Genomic DNA, 17,782 nt, shown 5'->3' with positions numbered 1-17,782 from the left:
GGCGGCCTCAGCGCGCCCCGCCAGGCAGGCGAGGGCGACGCCGCCCAGCAACGTCCGCAGAGGCAAAGCCCGCCTCGGTATGGTTCCACTTCCTCACGGACGGTCCGACGCAGCGTCGCGCCGCAGGATCACGTCAGGGCCGGAACGTACAGCCTGGATGGGAACCAGCAAGGCCAGTCGGCGAATTACCGCAGACTGATCGTCGAGAACGAGCACGCCGGAAATCGGGGTGGCGGCGAGGTCCGCATCCTCGATACGGATCGGGGTCGCGAACTGTTGATTGAGGTCGGCGATCACCTCGCTCAGCGGTTGCTGGCGATAGACCAGGCGGCCCGAACGCCAGCCGAGAATCTCGGACGGTTCGGCCGCAGCTATCCGTGCGCCAGACTCGCCTTCCACGTGATCCAGTTTCTGGCCCGGATGCAGACGATACGCCTTGCCCGTGGCGCCCTGGGCCGGGCGGACCTCGACGGCGCCGCGCGCCACGGTGACCGAGACCTTGCCGCCCAAGCGGCGGACGTCGAACTGGGTGCCGACCACGCGGACCGTCCGGTCGCCGGCGGCCACCAGGAAGGGGCGGCGGGCGTCGTGCGTCACGTCGAACACGGCCTGGCCCTCGGCCAGCACCACGTGCCGCGCCTCACGTCCGAAGCGAACCGACAGGCGGGTGCCGCCGTTGAGATCGACCATGGAGCCATCGGCGAGCTGCACCGTGCGGCGCTCTCCCTTGGCGGTGACGTAGGTCTCGGTCTGCGGACCCGCCAACTGCGGCGCGACGAGGACGGCGATCGCGGCAGCGGCGGCCACGGCCCCGACGCCGATCACCGCGCGCCGGCCGACCGGGGCAGCGGGGGCCCGACGCTCGGAGAGCTCGCGCGCCACCGGACCTGCGGCCGCGGCATAGGCCTGCGAAACGGCGAGGGCGTCATCGAAGGCGGCCGCGTTCTCGGCGCTCGCCGACAGCCAGGCGTCGAAGGCCACGGCCTCGGCTTCGCCGAGGTCGCCGGCTTCGAGCCGCACGACCCACGCGGCGGCGTCCTCGCGCCGCGCGTCGTCGTCGTTTCGCCAGACCTTGATCATGCGCCCTTCCAAAGCCGTCGCGTACGACGGCCCGTCGCAGGATTAGACGCCGCGGATCGGTCACGCCCCCCAGTGGAATGATGCAATTTCCGGTAGATCATCGGCCAAGCTTCGCTGTAAGCGCCTTGAGTGCGGCCGAGATGTGCTTCTCCACCGACTTCACCGAGAGACCCATGGCCTGGGCGGTTTCGGCGTGGCTGCGGCCCTCCAACTTGTGGAGGCGGAACGCGCGCTGCATCTGCGGCGGCAGGTCGCCCACGGCATCGACCAGTTGGCGCAGGCGCTGGCGCGAGGCTACCGCTTCGTCGGCAGGCGCCTCGTCGGCGACGTCCTCACCGCCCTCGCTGGCGTGCGCCACGCGTCGCCACGCGGCGTCCCGCGCGACGGCGCGCGCCTCGCCGCGCGCGCGGTCGAGCATCACGTTGGTGGCGATGCGGTAGATGAGGGCGACCGGGTTCTCAGCCGTGACCGCCTGGTCGCGGGTGGCGAGCTTCACATAGAGCTCCTGCGCCAAGTCCTCGGCCGCCGCGGTCGAGCCGGAGCGGGCCGCGAAGAAGCGCACGAGGTTCGCGCGCCGCTCGAGGTAGATCTCCAGCAGCGGGTCCGTGGGGCCTCGGCGCGGGGGCTTCGGGTCGGTCACGAGGCTCAAACGCGCGATCCTCCGCGCCGGGGAGCCGGAACGGGCGACGGAGTCGGGCGTACGCGAACTCGGTCCATGGCCGCGGAGACTGTGAAGCCTGAGCTTGAGTCATGCCTCATTCCGCAGCCTGCGCCAACTTCGACCCTGAACGGGGCGGGGGGGAGGCGTGTTCGGCGGCGTCTAGGCATGGATACCGCATGGTTGACGGCGCCTCGCGGCGGCCGATCTGGGGGGCGGTGTCACGGCGTGCGGGTCGCGGGGGAGCGGCCCGCACGTTCTCTTTTCGAAGATCACCGATTCGCGACAGTGCGCCCGTAAGCGCGGTGGCGATGGTTTTCCCACGGCTCGGACGCCGATTCCCCCAATCGATTCATGGCGATCACGCGGAGTCGAATTCGCTTGGCTGGCCCAAGGTAGGCAGAGGTGCGTTCTCACTCTATGAAACTTGCTCTCGTGCAGAGAGCGCAGGCGCCACTGTGCCGAAATGGGTCCAAGGAGTTGTTGTCGATGAGCCTGAAGACCGTCCCGGGACTTGAGCCCGCGCCGACGAAACACGCCAAGCTCGTACAGTGGGTGCGTGAGATCGCCGACCTGGCCCAGCCCGACCGCGTTGTCTGGTGCGACGGCTCGGACGAGGAGTGGAACCGCCTGACCGCCGAGCTGGTGGCCGGGGGCACGCTGAAGCCGCTCAATCCGGAAAAGCGCCCCAACTCGTTCTACGCCGCCTCGGACCCGCGTGACGTGGCGCGCGTTGAGAGCCGGACCTTCATCTGTTCCGAGAAGCCGGAAGACGCCGGCCCGACCAACAACTGGCTCGACCCGGCCGAGATGCGGGCGGACCTGAAGGACCTGTTCAAGGGCGTGATGCGCGGCCGCACGATGTACGTCGTGCCGTTCTGCATGGGCCCGCTGGGCTCCAAGATCAGCCAGCTCGGCGTCGAGATCACCGACAGCGCCTATGTCGCCGTGTCGATGAAGGTCATGACCCGCATGGGCAAGGGCGCCCTGGATATGCTGGGGGAGGACGGGTTCTTCGTGCCGGCGGTCCACACCGTGGGCATGCCGCTGGTCGACGGCGTCAAGGACGTCGCCTGGCCGTGCAATGAGATCAAGTACATCGTCCACTTCCCCGAGACCCGGGAGATCTGGTCGTACGGCTCCGGCTACGGCGGCAACGCCCTGCTGGGCAAGAAGTGCTTCGCCCTGCGCATCGCCTCGGTCATGGCCCGTGACGAGGGCTGGTTCGCCGAGCACATGCTGATCCTGAAGCTCACCTCGCCCGAGGGGGCGGTGAAGTATGTGGCGGCGGCGTTCCCGAGCGCCTGCGGCAAGACCAACATGGCCATGCTTCAGCCGACGCTGGCCGGCTGGAAGGCCGAGACCATCGGCGACGACATCTGCTGGATGCGATTCGGCGAAGACGGCCGCCTCTACGCCATCAATCCCGAGGCGGGCTTCTTCGGGGTAGCGCCGGGCACCGGCGTCGAGACGAACAAGAACGCGATCGACGCCCTGTGGGGCAATTCGATCTTCACCAACGTCGCCCTGACCGACGACGGAGACGTTTGGTGGGAGGGCCTGACGCCCGAGGCGCCGGCGCACCTGATCGACTGGAAAGGTCGCGACTGGACGCCGGACAGCGCTGAGCCCGCCGCGCATCCCAACGCCCGCTTCACCGTCCCGGCCGCGCAGTGCCCGGTGGCCGCCCCGGAATGGGAAGACCCGGCCGGCGTGCCGATCTCGGCCATCCTTTTCGGCGGCCGCCGCGCCTCGGCGGTGCCGCTGGTGACGGAAGCTCGCGACTGGCGCCACGGCGTCTTCATGGCCTCGAACGTGGCCTCGGAGGGCACCGCCGCGGCGGAGAACGCGATCGGCGAGCTGCGCCGCGACCCGTTCGCGATGCTGCCGTTCTGCGGCTACAACATGGGCGACTACTTCGGCCACTGGCTGAAGATGGGCGAGACGGCGAAGGATCCGTCGAAGCTGCCGCGTATCTATTTCGTGAACTGGTTCCGCAAGGACGAGCGCGGCAAGTTCGTGTGGCCGGGCTACGGCGAGAACAGCCGCGTCCTGAAGTGGATCGCCGAGCGTCTCGACGGCAAGGCCGAGGCGGTCGATACGCCGATTGGCCGCGTGCCGTCGAAGGCCAGCCTGGACCTGTCGGGCGTCAGCCTGACCGACGCCCAGCTCGATCTGCTGCTGAACGTCGATCCCGCCATCTGGACTCAGGAAGCCTCGCTTATCCCGGCCTTCTACGAACGCTTCGGCGAGCACACGCCGAAAGCGCTGTGGGAAGAATACGAGGGCTTGGTCGCCCGGCTCCAAGCTGCGGCCGCGAACGACGCCCAGGGCGACCGGATCGTCGCGGCGGAATAGGTATCCCAACGGAAATGCGAAAGGCCGCGGGGCGACCCGCGGCCTTTGTCATGTTTGGCGTCCCAGCCGAGGCGCAACTCGGCGCAGGCTTGCGGCTGACTTAGCCGCCGGCGACGACCCGCAGGTTCGGAGGGGAGGCGGGTTTCTCGCCGCGGACCTGGGCCACCAGGTCGAAGAGGGCGGCGCGGACCGCACCGACGTCGCCATGCTGAACCACCTCGGCCAGCGCCTCGACGTGGCCGGGCGTCACGCGAACGGCCGAGTTGGAGATGACCTCCATCACTTTCGGCGCGGCCGGGAGGGCGTGCTCGGTTTCGTCGAGCAGGGCCTCGGTCAGCTTCTCGCCGGGGCGGAGGCCGGTGATCTCGATCTCGATGTCGCGACGGCCGCTGAGCGCGACCATCTGTTCGGCCAGCTCCATGATGCTGACCGGTTCGCCCATCTCCAGGAGGAACAGGCGCGAGTCGCGCCGGTCGTCCTCGTGGCAGGCGGCCGTGGCGTGCAGCACGAGCTGAGCCGCCTCGGGGATGGTCATGAAGAAGCGCGTCATCTCGGGGTGAGTGACAGTCACCGGCCCCCCGCGCTCGATCTGCGACTTGAAGATCGGCACCACCGAACCGGACGAGCCGAGGACGTTGCCGAAGCGCACGGCCGAGAACCGCGTGCCTTCGACTGTGCTCTGCTGGGCCTGGATGACCGCCTCGGCCAGGCGCTTGGTGGCGCCCATGGCGTTGGTGGGGTCGACCGCCTTGTCGGTAGAGATCAGCACCATCTGCCGGGCGCCGCAGGCCTTGGAAGCCTCCGCGACGTTCCAGGTGCCGATGACGTTGGTGAGGATGCCCTCGGTCGGATGCCGCTCGACCATCGAGACATGCTTCAGCGCCGCGGCGTGGAACACGAGGTGCGGCGCCTCCCGTTCGAAGGCGGCGGTCAGACGCCGCGCGTCGCGCACGTCGCACAGGACGGCGTTCACCGACACGTGGGGGAAGGTCTCCCGCATCTCGCGCTCGATCTCGAAGAGGGCCGTCTCGGACATGTCGACGACCGTGAGGTGCGCGCAGTTGAAGGCGGCGACCTGGCGGCAGAGCTCGGAGCCGATGGAGCCGCCCGCGCCGGTGATGAGCACGCGACGCGCCTTGATCAGGCCGCCGATGGCGCGGCGGTCGAGCTCAATCGGCTCGCGGGCCAGCAACTCCTCGATGTTGATGTCGCGCATCGGGAGAAGGGTGAGGCCGTCGTGCTGCGAGAGTTCGACGATGGAGGGCAGGCGCAGCAGGCGGATGCCGTCGGTCTTGAGGCGACCCAGGACGTCGGCCGTGAGGCCCTTCAGTTTGCCGGGCTCCTCCAGGAACAGGATCGCGCGTGGATAGCGGTTCCAGCGCCGCAGGTCGGCCAGCGCCTCGTCGAGCCGGTCGATGGCTTCCAGGATGCAGACGCCGCGCACCTGGGCGCCCACGTCGCGGCGGTCGGTGCCGATGATGCCGACCGGCGTGTAGGTGCGGTCGTGGCTGCGGGCGACGTCGCGCAAGTAGGTGTCGGCCAGCGACGGCGGTCCGATCAGCAGCAGCGACGGCGACTGGGCGACGCGGTCGGTGATGGTCTTGAGCGGCGAGAAGCTCTCGAGTGCGTGCTCGTGCAGGGCGCGGCGCAGGATACGCACGCCCATGGCCGTGACCATCTGGAACAGCGGAGCCATGACCAGAGTCGAACGCGGCAGGCCCTTGGCGCGATCGAGCACGAAGACCGCAAGCAGGAAGACGCCGACGGTCAGCACCGCGCTTCGGGCCAGCACGAGCGCGTCGGGAATGGAGACGTAGCGCCAGGGCGACAGCTCGCGCCGGAAGATGAGGCTGAAGACGCCGGCGATGCCCGCGTAGAGCGCTGCGAGCTGGAAGAAGCTGAGGGCGCCGTCCTGTCCGAAGCCGAGTTCGGGCTGCGTGGGCGCGACGAAGAAGGCGGCTGAGAAAGCGAAGGCGGCGAGCACGACGTCGAAGACGACGATCTGGGCCCGGACGGCCATCCGCTCCATGCGCCGCACTCCGCTCACGTGTCGATTCCCAACATAGGCCCCGTCACGCGCGCGGCCAGCAAAACTTGGACTTGGCGGAGTTTTTCCGCGTACGGGCGCTCCACGAGGTGAGGAGCTGGCGCCCAGCGAGCGCCGGCGAACTTAGAAACTGCAATCCAAGCGCGCAAGGAAAAGCCGCCGCGAGTGGATCGCGACGGCTTCCTAAGCCAGATATGGCTAAGCTTTGGTTATCTAGAAGACGAACTTCAGCCCGCCCACGACGCGGCTGTCGCCGAGGCCGCCGGTGACCGCGTTGCCCTTGTTCGTGTCCCAGTAACGGACGTCGAACGAGATGTGGTCGGTCAGCGCGTAGCCCAGGCCGACGTTCCAGGTGGTGTAGTCGAAGGCCTTTTCGACTTCCTGGCGGCCGATGGCGCCGTTGATGGTGAACTTGGTGTCCGGAATCGCGACGGACGCGTTGGCCTCGTAGTACCAGGCGTCACCCGTCTTCCCGAAGAACTCGGGCGAGTAGTAGACGGCGGCGCCCAGGGTCGCCGGGCCGGCCGGGACCGAGGCGGCGACCTTGCCCTCGAAGTAGTCCTCATGCGAGCCGGACGGCTGGTCGACGTAGCCATAGTAGATGATGCCGATATCGAAGCTCACCGGGCCGGCGGTGGGCTTCAGACCGGCGTACAGGTCGAACTCGGCGTCGGTGCCGTTGCCGAAGTCGACGTTCGAGACCCAGGCGCCGGCATAGCCGAGGCCCATGGTGACATCGACGCCGCCGAAGACCTGCGGATCCTCGTCGGTCTGGCTCAGGCCGCGGAAGACGTAGTCGGTGGCCGCCCCCACGTTGAAGGCGAACTTCGGGCTCTCGTCCTGCGCGTAGGCAGCGCCAGCCATCGCCAGCGAGCCGACAGCGGCCGCCAGCGCAATTTTCAGCGTTCTCATTCTCGTATCCCCTCTCACGTCCGTCCGGCCGAGGCCGACGGGCCTCTCATCGTCGTCGCGCCGAGCGCCGGATAACAACGTGACGATCCCGCGACAGCCAAGCCATGCGGCGGCTGATGTGAGATTGGGCGCCTGGCCGTAAGGGCGCCGTAAAATTGGGCGCTACGACGCTGCGGCAACCTTAACGAGCGACGAGGGGCGCGAATCCCAGATGCGAGCCGGCGTCCACGAGGAGGGTCTCGCCCGTGACGTGCCGTGACGCTGGCGAGGCGAGGAACACCGCCGATGCGGCGATGTCCTCCGGGGTCGAGGCAGCCTTCAGAGGCGTGCCGGCGGCGGCGTTGGCGCGCACCCGCTCGGCGGCGGCCTCGCCCAGTCCCTTGCCGAACCAGGGCGTGTCGATGAACCCGGGGCAGATCGCATTGACGCGGATCTTCGGCGCGAGGGCCCTGGCCAGCGATAACGTCATGGTGTTGAGCGCACCCTTCGAGGCGGCGTAGGGCACGGACGAGCCGATGCCGGTGACGCCGGCGATCGAAGCGGTCATGACCACAGCGCCCGGCCGCGGCGCCGCCTCCAGCAGGCCGCGGCAGGCTCGGACCATCTGGTAGGCGCCCACGACATTGACGGCGTAGAGGTCGAGGAAGTCCTGGGCCGAGACGCCCTCCAGGTCGGCGTGGTTGTTGAATTTGGTGGTCCCCGCGTTGTTGAACAGGGCGTCCACGCGGCCGTAGGGCTCGGCGGCCGCGGCGATGCGCCGGCAGTCGTCATCGTTGGCCACATCGCCCTGGACGAGGACCGTCTCGGCGCCGTGCGCCTGGCACTGGCGGGCCGTCTCCTCAGCGTCTTCGCGGTTACGGGCATAGTTGATGACCACCGCCTTGGCGCCGCGCGAGGCGGTCTCGACGGCGATGGCGCGGCCGAGGCCGGTGGAGGCGCCCGTCACCAGCACCACGAAGTCCTGATAGTCGCCCTGCGCCATGCGTCTCTCCCGCGGTTGTTTGGGGTGCTAGTAGCCGGTAAAGCGCCCGGCATGGAAGAGACCCATCTCACGCAACTCGGCCGCGAGGCGCGAGGCTTCGACAGTCCCGAGGCGGCGGTTCTGGAACGCGTGCCCAACCCGCACCCCGGCACGGCCTATCTGGTGCGCTTCACCGCGCCGGAATTCACATCGCTGTGCCCGGTGACCGGCCAGCCGGACTTCGCCCACCTGGTCATCGACTACGTGCCCGGCGATTGGCTGGTCGAGTCCAAGTCGTTGAAGCTGTACCTGGCCTCGTTCCGCAACCATGGGGCGTTCCACGAGGACTGCACGATCGCGATCGCCAGGCGGCTCGTGGACGAGCTTTCGCCGTTGTGGCTGAGGATTGGAGGGTACTGGTATCCGCGTGGCGGCATACCGATCGACGTTTTCTGGCAAACCGGGGCGATCCCGGAAGGACTCTGGGCGCCCGACCAAGGCGTCGCCCCCTATCGCGGACGCGGATGAGCATATCGGCATTCCGACGGAAGATGGTCTTCAGTCGGAGAGGCCTTGAATACTGTACAGCTTAGAGAACAGAGTAGGCAGAGGGGGTGTCTTTCGCAGCCGGCGTTCAGCATTGGGCCTCGACTGACAGGGTGGCTGGTGTTCTCGCGTGAGGGGAAAAATGGGCTGCGACTCGCGCGGCCGGCCATTCGGGCTTTCCAAAACCCGCCGAGAGGCCTATACATAATCTTGCCCAACTCTCCTCGGGCGTGTCACCTCAGGCCGGGCGGCGCGGCGCGTCGTCCGGCCGCCGTGTTTCCGGGGCTCGGATCGATTTCCGGATCAGGGCGTCCAGCGGGTGATCAGGGGATCCAGGGCGGGACGTTCCCGCTCCAGGGGCGCCTCCCGCGCCGTTCCGATCATCATGAATCCAGCGACCTTTTCACCCTCGGCGAGGCCCAGGATCGCGAGGGCGTCGGCGTCGTAGCTGTACCAGTCGGTGATCCAGTTGGCGCCGAAGCCCATGGCGAGGACGGCGTCGAGCAGGTTTGTGCAGACGGCTCCGGCCGATAGCAATTGCTCCCACTCGGGAATGGCGGCGGCCCTTGGCGACGAGATGATTGCGATGGCCAGGGGCGGCGCCTTCAGCTTGCCCAGCTTCGCCGCGAGCGTCGCGTCGTTACGCGTGTTGGCCAGCGCTTCCAGGCGCTGGGCGAAGGCGACCTTTCCGGCGCCTTCCAGGATCACGAAACGCCAAGGCGCGAGTTTGCCGTGGTCAGGGGCGCGCGCGGCGATGCGCAGAAGATCGGCGAGCTGGTCGGCGTCGGGCGCCGGCTCGATCAGAGTGAGCGCCGGTGTCGAGCGGCGCAGCGCCAGGAAACGCAGCACCTCGGGACTGGACTGGAGCGGGAGGGCGGCGCCGAATTCGGGGGCGGGCGGCAGGGCTGACGGCAAGGGGGCTCCGGCGTCTAGAATGCCGATAGGGAGCCTCTTTATGGGGGCGTGGACGCGAACCGCAAGGCGAGGAGACCGAAACGATGGGGGATAAGCCTGCCTGGCTGCGGTCGCACGGACGGCCTTGGGTGCGCGGGGAAGCGCGCGCCATTTATGACAACCCCTGGATCCGGGTGACCGAGTTCGCCGCGACGGCGCCGACCGGCGCGCCGGCGCAGTACGGGCTGGTGAGCTTCAAGAACTACGCGGTGGCGGTCCTGCCGCTGTTCGACGACGGGACGACGGTGCTGGTCGGGCAGAACCGCTTCCCGGCGGGCGACTACAGTTGGGAGATCCCCGAGGGTGGCGGACCGGTCGAGCACGATCCCCTGGAGAGCGCCAAGCGCGAATTGGCCGAGGAGACCGGCCTGCAGGCCGAGGAATGGTACGAAGTAATGCAGGCGCAACTGTCCAACTCGGTGACCGACGAGCGGATGTTCGGCTATCTGGCGCTGGGCCTGTCCCGCGCCCGCGCCGGGCAGGAGATGGACGACACCGAGGCGCTTGAGACGGTGCGGGTTCCGTTCCGCGAGGCGCTGGATGCGGCGATGGCCGGCGATCTCAAGGACATGCTGACGGTGGCGATGCTGCTCAAGGCTTACCATATGGCGCGTGAAGGGCTTTTGGCGCCTGCGCTCGCGCGCGCCATGCTAGGGTAGGGAGAAAACCCTATGGGTCGGGAGGAGACCATGAGTCAGCGCCTGGAGGTGGTGAACCCCGCCGCGCCGCCGCCCGTCTGGGCCGCGCTCAGGAACGAAGCCTATGCCGCCGCCAAGAGCGAGGCGGCCCTCGCCAGCCTGCTCGCGGCGGTGATCCTGAACCACGAGACGCTTGGCGACGCCTTGAGCTACCAGCTCGCGCGCAAGCTGGGTGACCAGGAGCTGCGGGCCATGAGCCTGCGCGACACGGTCGAGGAAGCCTATGAAGCCGATCCGTCGATCGTCGAGATCGCCGAGGCCGACCTGAAGGCGGTGTTCGAGCGCGACCCCGCCTGCAAGGGCTACGTCCAGCCGTTCCTCTTCTTCAAGGGCTTCCTGGCGCTGCAGACCCACCGGGTTGCGCACTGGCTCTACAACGAGGGCCGCGAGACGCTGGCGTTCTACCTGCAGAGCCGGACCAGTGAGCTGTTCCAGGTGGACATCAACCCGGCGACGAAGATCGGCCGGGGCGTGTTCGTCGACCATGGGACCGGGATCGTGATCGGCGAGACGGCGGTGATCGGCGACGACGTGTCGATGTTGCAGGGCGTGACCCTGGGCGGCACGGGCGCCGAGCGCGGTGACCGCCACCCGAAGATCGGCAAGGGCGTGCTGCTGGGCGCCGGCGCCAAGGTGCTGGGCAACATCACCATCGGCGACTACGCCAAGATCGCGTCGGGTTCGGTGGTGCTGAAGCCGGTGCCGCCGCATTGCACGGCGGCAGGCGTGCCCGCGCGGCTGGTGAACTGCCCGACGTGCGAGGAGCCCGCCAAGAGCATGGACCACACGCTCGCGGATGCTGTGTACGACTACGTGATCTGAGGTTTCGCCGCGGGACGGCTTTCTGTAGGTTCGCGCCGAAATTTGACCCCGAGGAGCGACGGCGTGGACGAGAAGACCATCCGCAGGATCGAAGGCTATCTGCGCGGGACCTTCGCGAACGCCCGCATCACGCTGGTTCCGCGGCCCAAGCAGAAGGACTCCGCCGAGGTGTATATCGGCGAGGAGTTCATCGGCGTCGTCTTCCAGGACGAAGACGAGGACGGCTCGTTCATGTTCGAAATGGCGATCCTTGCCGAAGACCTGCCTTAGGGCCGCTCAGCGGACCTGAACCACCTTCAACGTACCCGAGGGCGCCGGCGAGATCGGCGGCGACGGCTGCCCGGTGTCGAGCCAGGCGGCCCAGTGGGCGCGTGGCAGGATCACGATCTGACGGTCGTGGTAGGGGGCGATGTCGGGGCCGGGCGGGCAGGTGAGCAAGGTGAAGCGGTCGTCGCGGATCAGCCCGGCGACGCCCAGGACGCTGTCGTCGGCCGCGGAGAACCGCCACTTGGACTTCGGCGCCTTCGCTCCCGTAAACTCATAGAAGGCGTCCACCGGCACGAGACATCGCCCGTTCGGAAAGCGGCGGCCGTCGGAGCGGAAGTTGATGATCGGGCCGCGCGGCCCGGGAAAGCCCCAGCGAAGCTGCGACAGGACCGCCGCGCCATCGCGGCCGGTGACGATGTAGCTGGGGTCCGTCGGGCGGATGGAGGCGCGCGGCTCCATGTTGGGCGCCCCGCCGTCCCAGGTGAGCGGCAACTGTAGCTGGCCGAACTCCTTCAGCAGCTCGTCGAGAGACCGCTCCTGGGCATATTCATTGCACATGTAATCTACAGTTTCCGAAATCTGCGCTTGTGGATAATATCTACGCTGCGCCTCGCAGGATGCGCCGCGCCTGGAACGGGGGGACGATGGCGGTGATGTGGGCAGCCCAGCGCAGGCGGGCATCGTGGCGCATGGGCGCCGCGGCGCTTTCCAGGTCGTAGAGGCCAGCCCGCGAGCCGCGGAGAAGGCGCTTGACCAGCACCTCGTCGGTATCGAGTTCCACCACGACCACATGGCCCAGCATGTCGGGCGTGGGGGCGGTGCGCTGGTCCTCGAAGTAGATGATGGCGCCGTCGTCGGCCACGCCCCGCATCGAGTGGCCCACAACTTTGAGGGCCCGCGCCTGGTCGGTGCCGCCGGGCGGAATGGGAACGAGTTCCGCGGGATCGTGGCCCAGCGCGAAGAGGACCGTGCCGTCGGGATTGGCCCCCACGGAGCCGATCACGGGCACGAAGCCGTCCGCGACAGGCCGAGCCGGGCCGGCCGCATCGTACAGCCATTCGGCGCTGACCCCGAACGCCGCCGCGTATTCCTTGGCCCGCCGATAAGAGAAGGGCGCGTTGCCGTTCTCGTTCGAGGCGTAGGTGTTGCGGCTCCAGCCATGGACGTCCGCAGCTGACGCAGCCGTTTCGTAGCCTTTCTCGAGGCGGGCCTGTTTGAGCCGTTGCGCGCGACCGTCCATGAGGGTGTACATAAATTACAGAGAAAGCTTGCGCAACGGACTGTATCTTTCATACATTTGCTCCATGGCAATTTCATCCCACCTCCCTTCGAGCTATGCGGCGCTCCGGTACGGCGGCGCATCTTCCGATCGCGCCCAGGCGGAGCTGCGGATCGGCCCCGGTCACGCCAGCAAGCTGGAGGCGATCTTCCGCGTCGCCCGCCCCGGCAAGGCCCAGGATCGCATTCGACCGCGCTTCGCCCGGCATGACCTGCACGTCGACGCGGTATGCGCCGCCGGCGGCTATCCGGTGCTGCGCCTGTGAGTGGCCGCGAGGACGCCGCCGCCGTGGTGGCCGGTGCGCTGAGCCGACGCGGAGCCGGGGAGCGAGGCCGTTTCCTGCGCGAACTGCTGGCGCATACCGCGGCAGGCCTGGTGGTCATCGAGGGCGAGGCCGAAGCGTCGGAAGCCGTCTATCGGCTGGCCGACGCCGTGGTCGCGCGCCGGTGCGCCCCATGAGCGGTCCCAAGACGACGCGGGATCCGACCCTGAAGGCGCAGCGTGCGGCGCGCGATCGCCTGGCGCGGCTGGAGCGGCAGGCGAAGGCGCGAGCGGAGGCGGTGGAGGTGTCTGACGGCGTGGCGGAGACTGTCGCCCTTTCGCGCGCCCGGGGGCAGGCCATCGCCGAGCCGGCCGGAGCGCGGCGGGGACCGCGGGCGAAGCCCTACCGACGCCAGACGGGGCTCGAATTCCTGGCCGGACGCGGTCGCATCGACGCCGAAGCCCGCGCGGCCGGCGAGCGCTATGGCTCGGCGTATCGGCGCGTGAAGCTGGAGAAGGCGATCCCTTCGACGCTGGGACTGCAGGTGCGCGGAGAGTTCGTGACGCCCGCGCTCGAGGCGGTGCTGGCTCACGCGGAGGGCACCGACCTCGCGCGGCGCAAGCTGCGAGAGTTCCGCGCGCGGCTTTGGCGGCAAAATGACCTCGTGGCGGCCTGCGACCTCATCTGCGGTGAGGAGAAGACCCCCAGGGAGGTGGCCGGGTCGGAGCGCGAGGCCGGTCGTCTCGAAGCGGTGCTCAAGGTCGCGCTGGACATCCTCGCGAGCTCTCCAGGCCGATAGTTGTTCGCTATTTGTTCTTGACATTCGCGCACGAATTTGAGAGAGTTTCGTCAACGTCGATACGTGCGCCTGCAGGCCGGCTTGGCCAGGGGCTTCCACGCGCTCAGGCGAGGCCGAATAGCCGGCGCAGATCAAAGGGGCGGCGGCGGGCCGTTTGCTCGAGCTGGTCGGGCTGGACCGGCTCGATAAGGCCTCTGGCGCTCTGCGGGCCGAATTCTTCGAGATCGGGATCCATATCGGGATCGAGGAACGAAGGGCGTTCCGCGGGGCGGCCTGTCGGCGTGGAGGGCGGGCGGGTTTTCGCCCGAGCCGCGGCCTTTGCGGCGAGGTCGCCCCAGCGCGACGCCTCATCGATCAGATCGCTGCGGTCCCGGAGGTTTTTGGCGGCCGCGGCCATGCGCAGCAGAGCTTCCGCCTGGCGGCGGTATTCGGCCTCGGAAGGCATGGCCGGTTTCTCCCCATCGCGCAGGTTGGCCGCGATCCTCGCACGCGGGTCCCGCTCTCAAAGACAGCCGGCGAATCGCGCCGGAGCACGAGTGAGCACACGTGAAGATTGAGCCCGGTTTGTGGCGGCGGACGAATTTTAAACCCTGGGTAGGACGCGCCACGGCCACCGCATGGCCGGGCCGCGCCGCCCGAATTCGAGGAAGGAGATGGCGATGGCGACGGCGAAAAGGGCTTCGCCCGGGCGGGCGCGCAAGGCGCCGAAGACCGAGGCGGGCGAGGCGTCCCGCATCCGCTATTCGGTCGCGCTCGGCGACAGGATCTGCGCCCGACTTGCGAAGGGCGAGCCGCTCTATCGGATCTGCGAGGAGAAGGGCATGCCGGCCTATGCGACGGTCTATGCCTGGGAGCGCCGGGAGACGAAGTTCGGCGAGAAGCTATGCCAAGCGAGGCAGGCCGGCGCGGAGTTCTGCGCGGACCGCGCCGTCGACGTGGCGGAGAACTCGCAGAAGGAGACGGCCCAGCGCGATCGGCTGCTGGTCTCGACCCTGCTGAAACGGGCGGCGCTGATCGCGCCGCGCCGGACCGGTGGCAAGACGGCAGGCAAGGAGGCGGGCGCTGAGGCGACGCCACCGGTCGTCTTCTACATCCGCCGGTTCGAACGGGTGGTCGAGCCCGATGGCAGCGTCTCGGTCCGCGAACTGCCGCCCGCGGGGCTGGAATGACGAGCAGCAGGAAGACGGGGCCGCGGAAGAAGACCGCAGCAAAGGAACTCAAGCCGGGGGAAGAGGTGGCGGCGACGGCGCCAGCCGACCCCAAGAATGCGGCGAGCGGCAAGCTGGGATTCCCGCTGAATTGGGAGCCGCGCGAGCATCAGGTCGGCCTCTGGGATGCGTTGCTGTCGGGCGTGAAGCGTGCCGACGTGGTGGCGCACCGGCGCTGGGGCAAAGACGAGGTCGCGCTGCATTGGGCCGCTTGGTCGGCGTGGACGCGACCGGGAAGCTACTGGCACCTGCTGCCGGAGCAGGCCCAGGGGCGCAAGGCGATCTGGGACGCTGTGAACCCGCACACCGGAAAGCGCCGCATCGAGGAAGCGTTTTCGCCGGTCATGAAGCCGACGTTCCACGAAGGCGAAATGCAGGTGGTGCTGGGCAACGGCTCCACCTGGCAGGTGCTGGGCTCGGACAACTACAACAGCCTCGTCGGCGCCTCGACCGCGGGTGTGGTGATGTCGGAGTGGGCGCTGGCCCGGCCCGAGGCGTGGTCGTACATCCGCCCCATCCTGCTGGAGAACGACGGCTGGGCCTTGTTCCTGTGGACACCGCGCGGGCGCAACCATGCGGCGCGGGCATTCGAGGCGCGGAGGCTGGATCCGGAGTGGTTCTGCCTGAAAAGCCCGGCGACGAGCACCCAGGTGTTCACACCCGAACAGCTGGATCGGGAGCGACGGGAGATGATCTCCGAACTGGGGTCGGTGGAGGAGGGCGAGGCCCGCTTCGCCTCGGAGTACCTGGTGGACTTCGACGCCGCAGCGCCGGGGACCTATTACGCCAGCCTGCTCGCCGACGCCGAGCGCAGCGGCCGGATCGGCCGGGTGCCGGTGGACCCATCTTTGCGCGTGGATACAGCCTGGGACCTGGGCATCGACGATTATACTGCGATCTGGTTCTTCCAGCAGGCGGGCCGGGAGGTGCGGGTCGTCGACTACTTCGAGACCAACGGCGTGGGCCTGGCCGAGGTGGCGCGCGAGGCGCTCGGAGCGAGGCCCTACCTGTGGGGCACGCATCACTTGCCGCACGATGTGATGGTGCGCGAGCTGACGAGCGGGCGCTCGCGGTTCGACACGCTGGGGTCGCTGGGCCTCAGCGGTATCGACGTGGGGGCTGCGGCCGACCCCGAGGAGCGGGTCAACGCCGCCCGACTGATGATCCCGATCTGCTGGTTCGACGCGGAGCGGTGCGCAGGCGGACTGGAGCGGCTTCGCGCCTATCGCAAGCGCTGGAACCGGGTGACGCGCAGCTATGGCGGGCCGCTGCACGACGAGGCGAGCCACGGCGCCGACGCCTTCGGGGAGTTCGCGCTGCACCGGCGCGGCGCGCGAGCGGCCGACCCGCGGCCGTCGCCAAGGCGAGGCACGATCAGCGCTCTGTCGTGGATGGGGTAGCTTGATCGCCGACGCGCACGCCCTTTAGCTCGCCTTTTGAGAGTCGAAGGTGCGGCATGCGGCGGAAGATCGAGGCGGGAGTGGCGGCGATGGCGATGCTGGCGGCGGGCGCCGCAGCCGAGGCGGCGCCGCGAGCGCGCGACCTGGGCCTGGCGCCGGGTGTGTTCGCCCCCGGTGCGGCGAACGCGATCACAGACGTTCCCGGGGTGCTGGTGGGCCAAGTGACCCGGCACGAGGCGCCGGACATCCACACCGGCGTGACGGCGATCCTGCCGCACGCGGGCAATGTCTTCCAGGACAAGGTCCCGGCGGGTGTGGCCGTGGCGAACGGGTTCGGCAAGCTGACCGGCACCACGCAGATCGTCGAACTGGGCGAGATCGAGACACCGATCGTGCTCACCAATACGCTGTCGGTTCCCCGGGCGGCGGACGCCCTGATCACCTGGACCCTGGCGCAGCCCGGCAATGAGCGGGTGCGATCGGTGAACCCCGTGGTGGGAGAGACCAACGACGGGCAGCTCAACAACATCCGCAAGCGGGTCATTACGTCGGAAGACGTGCTCGCGGCGCTGAAGGCGGCCAAAGGCGGCCCAGTGGAGGAGGGGGCGGTAGGCGCCGGCTCCGGCACCATGGCGTTCGACTGGAAGGGCGGCGTGGGGACGAGTTCGCGGGTGCTGCCGAAGGCCCTGGGGGGATATGCTGTCGGCGTGCTGGTCCAGTCCAACTACGGCGGGACGCTGACCATCGGCGGCGATCCGGTCGGCGTGCGATTGGGCCGCTACTACCTGCAGGAGCATGCGCCAAAGGGAGCGCCCACGCCCGCGGTGGCGGACGGTTCGATCATGGTCGTCATCGCCACGGATGCGCCGCTCAGCGACCGCAACCTTGCGCGGCTGGCGAAGCGCAGCTTCGCGGGCGTGGCGCGGACCGGTTCGGCGTTCACCAACGGCTCGGGCGACTACGCGATCGCGTTCTCGACGAGCGAGGCCGTGCGCCGCACGCCGGCGCGACGGGCGGGAGTCGCCCAGGTTGCGGACCTCGCGAACGATCAAATTTCGCCGCTGTTCGTGGCCGTCGCCGATGCGACCGAAGAGGCGATCTACAACTCGCTGCTGCAGGCGCGCACCATCGAGAGCCGCGACCTGGACGGCAAGCCGGTGAAGGGCGAGGCGCTGGACGCGAAGGCCCTGCGCCCACGCAATTAACCTTTATCGTCCAAGTCGCGTTAAATGCATTGATATAAAACGATAAACCGTCGGGGGACGTCGCGCGCAGGAGTAGCCGCGGATGCCCGATCTGCTGCGACAGCTGATCGATTTCGTCGAGGCCAAGCCGTTCCACTCGGTGGCGGCTCTCATCGTCGCAGTCCTGTACCTGCGCATGATGATGTCAGGGCCCCGGTACTACTGAGGTCCTGCAACTCCGGACGGGGTTCCGCATTTGCGTCCTGCGCGAATGGAGGACACGCAAATGAACGGAGTAGGGATTATCGGCGCCATCCTGATCGGCATCCTGGCCGGCTGGATCGCGG

Annotated in this window: 21 protein-coding genes; 12 read left to right on the top strand and 9 right to left on the bottom strand. The window is 68.5% G+C overall.

The features are described from left to right. Window positions 1-93 precede the first annotated feature (93 nt). Both Q0L11_RS22515 and Q0L11_RS22510 read right to left on the bottom strand, forming a co-directional pair. Window positions 94-1,080: a FecR domain-containing protein gene (locus Q0L11_RS22515; RefSeq protein WP_296600289.1), complete on the bottom strand. Its 987-nt coding sequence runs from the start codon at window positions 1,078-1,080 to the stop codon at window positions 94-96. A gap of 97 nt (window positions 1,081-1,177) precedes the next feature. Continuing rightward, a complete protein-coding gene (locus Q0L11_RS22510) occupies window positions 1,178-1,720 on the bottom strand; it encodes an RNA polymerase sigma factor (RefSeq protein WP_367183480.1) in 543 nt (180 codons plus the stop codon). A gap of 507 nt (window positions 1,721-2,227) precedes the next feature. On the opposite strand from Q0L11_RS22510, the gene Q0L11_RS22505 reads away from it, so the two are divergent. Then, window positions 2,228-4,096 carry a phosphoenolpyruvate carboxykinase (GTP) gene (locus Q0L11_RS22505; protein WP_296600286.1) on the top strand — a complete coding sequence of 623 codons (1,869 nt, stop codon included), beginning with the start codon at window positions 2,228-2,230 and terminating at the stop codon, window positions 4,094-4,096. Window positions 4,097-4,196: 100 nt separating this feature from the next. Here Q0L11_RS22505 and Q0L11_RS22500 read toward each other — a convergent pair whose 3' ends face one another. From Q0L11_RS22500 to Q0L11_RS22490, 3 genes are all read right to left on the bottom strand, one after another. Next, window positions 4,197-6,143 (bottom strand): nucleoside-diphosphate sugar epimerase/dehydratase, encoded by a 1,947-nt coding sequence (locus tag Q0L11_RS22500; protein WP_296600285.1) that lies wholly within the window; start codon window positions 6,141-6,143, stop codon window positions 4,197-4,199. A 213-nt stretch (window positions 6,144-6,356) separates the two neighbouring features. Next, window positions 6,357-7,055, bottom strand: coding sequence for a TorF family putative porin (locus Q0L11_RS22495; protein ID WP_296600284.1), 699 nt, complete (start codon window positions 7,053-7,055; stop codon window positions 6,357-6,359). 181 nt (window positions 7,056-7,236) lie between these two features. Then, window positions 7,237-8,037 (bottom strand): SDR family NAD(P)-dependent oxidoreductase, encoded by an 801-nt coding sequence (locus Q0L11_RS22490; RefSeq protein ID WP_296600283.1) that lies wholly within the window; start codon window positions 8,035-8,037, stop codon window positions 7,237-7,239. A gap of 51 nt (window positions 8,038-8,088) precedes the next feature. On the opposite strand from Q0L11_RS22490, the gene queF reads away from it, so the two are divergent. Continuing rightward, window positions 8,089-8,544 (top strand): preQ(1) synthase, encoded by a 456-nt coding sequence (queF, locus tag Q0L11_RS22485; protein ID WP_296600282.1) that lies wholly within the window; start codon window positions 8,089-8,091, stop codon window positions 8,542-8,544. A gap of 321 nt (window positions 8,545-8,865) precedes the next feature. Here queF and Q0L11_RS22480 read toward each other — a convergent pair whose 3' ends face one another. Then, a complete protein-coding gene (locus tag Q0L11_RS22480; RefSeq protein ID WP_296600281.1) occupies window positions 8,866-9,477 on the bottom strand; it encodes a nitroreductase in 612 nt (203 codons plus the stop codon). A 173-nt stretch (window positions 9,478-9,650) separates the two neighbouring features. On the opposite strand from Q0L11_RS22480, the gene Q0L11_RS22475 reads away from it, so the two are divergent. The 3 genes from Q0L11_RS22475 (at window position 9,651) to Q0L11_RS22465 (ending at window position 11,306) form a co-directional block, all read left to right on the top strand. After that, window positions 9,651-10,175 carry an NUDIX domain-containing protein gene (locus tag Q0L11_RS22475; RefSeq protein WP_367183479.1) on the top strand — a complete coding sequence of 175 codons (525 nt, stop codon included), beginning with the start codon at window positions 9,651-9,653 and terminating at the stop codon, window positions 10,173-10,175. 30 nt (window positions 10,176-10,205) lie between these two features. Then, window positions 10,206-11,036, top strand: a complete 831-nt coding sequence (cysE, locus tag Q0L11_RS22470) for a serine O-acetyltransferase (protein ID WP_296600279.1) — start codon at window positions 10,206-10,208, stop codon at window positions 11,034-11,036. Between the two features lie 63 nt (window positions 11,037-11,099). Further along, window positions 11,100-11,306 carry a DUF3126 family protein gene (locus Q0L11_RS22465; RefSeq protein ID WP_111275897.1) on the top strand — a complete coding sequence of 69 codons (207 nt, stop codon included), beginning with the start codon at window positions 11,100-11,102 and terminating at the stop codon, window positions 11,304-11,306. A 6-nt stretch (window positions 11,307-11,312) separates the two neighbouring features. Here Q0L11_RS22465 and Q0L11_RS22460 read toward each other — a convergent pair whose 3' ends face one another. Beyond that, window positions 11,313-11,861, bottom strand: coding sequence for an SOS response-associated peptidase (locus tag Q0L11_RS22460; RefSeq protein WP_296600275.1), 549 nt, complete (start codon window positions 11,859-11,861; stop codon window positions 11,313-11,315). 40 nt (window positions 11,862-11,901) lie between these two features. Next, on the bottom strand, window positions 11,902-12,543 hold the full coding sequence (locus Q0L11_RS22455) for a S24 family peptidase (RefSeq protein WP_296600274.1): 642 nt from the start codon (window positions 12,541-12,543) through the stop codon (window positions 11,902-11,904). A gap of 64 nt (window positions 12,544-12,607) precedes the next feature. Here Q0L11_RS22455 and Q0L11_RS22450 point away from each other — a divergent pair, with 64 nt between their 5' ends. From Q0L11_RS22450 to Q0L11_RS22440, 3 genes are read left to right on the top strand one after another with little or no spacing between them, the layout of a single operon-like run. Continuing rightward, entirely contained in the window at window positions 12,608-12,847 is a 240-nt protein-coding gene (locus Q0L11_RS22450) for a hypothetical protein (protein WP_296600273.1), read from the top strand. Further along, a complete protein-coding gene (locus Q0L11_RS22445) occupies window positions 12,844-13,041 on the top strand; it encodes a hypothetical protein (protein ID WP_296600272.1) in 198 nt (65 codons plus the stop codon). Before Q0L11_RS22450 ends, Q0L11_RS22445 begins: the two co-directional genes overlap by 4 nt. Continuing rightward, complete coding sequence (locus Q0L11_RS22440) at window positions 13,038-13,643, top strand: hypothetical protein (RefSeq protein ID WP_296600270.1); 606 nt, start codon at window positions 13,038-13,040, stop codon at window positions 13,641-13,643. The genes Q0L11_RS22445 and Q0L11_RS22440 overlap by 4 nt, the downstream gene beginning before the upstream one ends. 103 nt (window positions 13,644-13,746) lie before the next feature. Here Q0L11_RS22440 and Q0L11_RS22435 read toward each other — a convergent pair whose 3' ends face one another. Then, a complete protein-coding gene (locus tag Q0L11_RS22435; RefSeq protein WP_296600269.1) occupies window positions 13,747-14,088 on the bottom strand; it encodes a hypothetical protein in 342 nt (113 codons plus the stop codon). A 214-nt stretch (window positions 14,089-14,302) separates the two neighbouring features. Between Q0L11_RS22435 and Q0L11_RS22430 the strand changes: the two genes are divergently transcribed. The 4 genes from Q0L11_RS22430 (at window position 14,303) to Q0L11_RS22415 (ending at window position 17,661) form a co-directional block, all read left to right on the top strand. After that, window positions 14,303-14,812, top strand: a complete 510-nt coding sequence (locus tag Q0L11_RS22430) for a hypothetical protein (RefSeq protein WP_296600268.1) — start codon at window positions 14,303-14,305, stop codon at window positions 14,810-14,812. Further along, entirely contained in the window at window positions 14,809-16,251 is a 1,443-nt protein-coding gene (locus tag Q0L11_RS22425) for a hypothetical protein (protein WP_296600267.1), read from the top strand. Before Q0L11_RS22430 ends, Q0L11_RS22425 begins: the two co-directional genes overlap by 4 nt. Before the next feature lie 56 nt (window positions 16,252-16,307). After that, on the top strand, window positions 16,308-17,456 hold the full coding sequence (locus tag Q0L11_RS22420; RefSeq protein WP_296600265.1) for a P1 family peptidase: 1,149 nt from the start codon (window positions 16,308-16,310) through the stop codon (window positions 17,454-17,456). An 82-nt stretch (window positions 17,457-17,538) separates the two neighbouring features. Next, complete coding sequence (locus Q0L11_RS22415; RefSeq protein WP_296600264.1) at window positions 17,539-17,661, top strand: hypothetical protein; 123 nt, start codon at window positions 17,539-17,541, stop codon at window positions 17,659-17,661. Window positions 17,662-17,782 lie beyond the last annotated feature (121 nt).

Origin of the sequence: Phenylobacterium sp., assembly GCF_024508875.1 — a bacterium.
Classification (GTDB): domain Bacteria; phylum Pseudomonadota; class Alphaproteobacteria; order Caulobacterales; family Caulobacteraceae; genus Phenylobacterium.
Note: the sequence above shows the minus strand (reverse complement) of the source record. Positions and strands in the feature narration are given on the sequence as shown.